The organism is Streptomyces sp. NRRL WC-3549 (genome assembly GCF_000721935.1).
Classification (GTDB): domain Bacteria; phylum Actinomycetota; class Actinomycetes; order Streptomycetales; family Streptomycetaceae; genus Streptomyces.
The window spans coordinates 125,147-126,379 of sequence record NZ_KL585388.1; the positions used below are offsets into that span (position 1 = coordinate 125,147).

The 1,233-nt window shown below is 74.8% G+C and carries 2 protein-coding genes; both read left to right on the forward strand.

Annotated elements, in window-relative coordinates:
* Window positions 1-783 (forward strand): Gfo/Idh/MocA family protein (locus IH13_RS0107065; RefSeq protein WP_031082012.1); only part of this gene is annotated, 783 nt, incomplete at its 5' end.
* The coding region (locus IH13_RS0107070) for a DUF6807 family protein (protein WP_031082014.1) at window positions 780-1,233 on the forward strand (454 nt) is incomplete at its 3' end. The genes IH13_RS0107065 and IH13_RS0107070, both read left to right, overlap by 4 nt.

The window sequence follows — 1,233 nt, forward strand, 5'->3', positions numbered from 1 at the left end:
TTCCAGTCCTTCGGCTCGCACGCCGTGCCCGCCGTCAAGGAGCTCATACGCTCCGGAGCCCTGGGCGAACTGCGGGGCGTCGGCGCCGCCGGCGCCTGGGTCCGCGAGGACGCCTACTTCCGGCGGGCGCCCTGGGCCGGGCGCCGCAGGCTCGGCGGCACCGACGTCGTCGACGGCGTCCTCACCAACCCGCTGGCCCACGCGGTCGCCACCGCCCTCGAACTCGCGGACCGGGGGAGCGCCGACGACGTGGCCCTTGTGGAGACCGAGCTGTTCCGGGCCCACGACATCGAGGCCGACGACACCAGCTGCGTCCGGATCACCGCCACCGACGGCCTGCCCGTCACCGCCGCCGTCACCCTCTGCGCCGAACAGGCCGGCGAACCGTACGTGGTCGTCCACGGCGAACGCGGCCGGGTCACCTTCTGGTACAAGCAGGACCGCGTCCTCGTCCAGCGCGCCGGACACGGCCCCGAGGAGGAGGTGCACGGAAGGACCGACCTCCTGGAGAACCTCGTCGGCCACCTCGCGCAGGGCACCGGGCTGCTCGTACCGCCCGAGCGCACCGGCGCCTTCATGCGGGTCGTCGAGGCGGTACGCACCGCGCCCGAGCCCACCGCCCTGCCGCCGGACGCCTGGTACACGCGGCCCGTCGACGGCGGCGGCGTACGGCGTGTGGTGCGCGGCATCGACGCCACCGTCGCCGCCGGGGCCGACACCCTCAGCCTCTTCTCCGAACTGGGCGCCCCCTGGGCGCGACCCCGCGAGGTGAGCACCCCATGACCAGCACCGCACTCCTCAGCTGCGCCGGCCGCCCCGTCGCCCGCTACACCCACGCGCCCGAGGCGGGCCCCCGCCCCTACCTCCACCCCGTCACCACCCTCGCCGGGATCCCCGTCACCGAGGAACGCCCCGCCGACCACGTCCACCACCTGGGCGCCGGCGTCGCCGTACCCGACGTCGCCGGGTACAACTTCTGGGGCGGCCGCACCTACGTACGCGACCAGGGCCCCACCGCACTCGACAACCACGGGACGCAGCGCCACCTCGGCTGGAAGCTCCGCGACCCGGACGGCTTCGTCCAGGAGATCGGCTGGGAGGCCGGCGGCACCGAACTGCTCCGCGAGCACCGCACCGTGGCCGTCACCGAACTCACCGACACCGCCTGGGCGCTGGACTTCTCCTTCTCCCTGGCCAACCGCGGCGAGCGCCACCTGTCCATCGGCAGCCCCG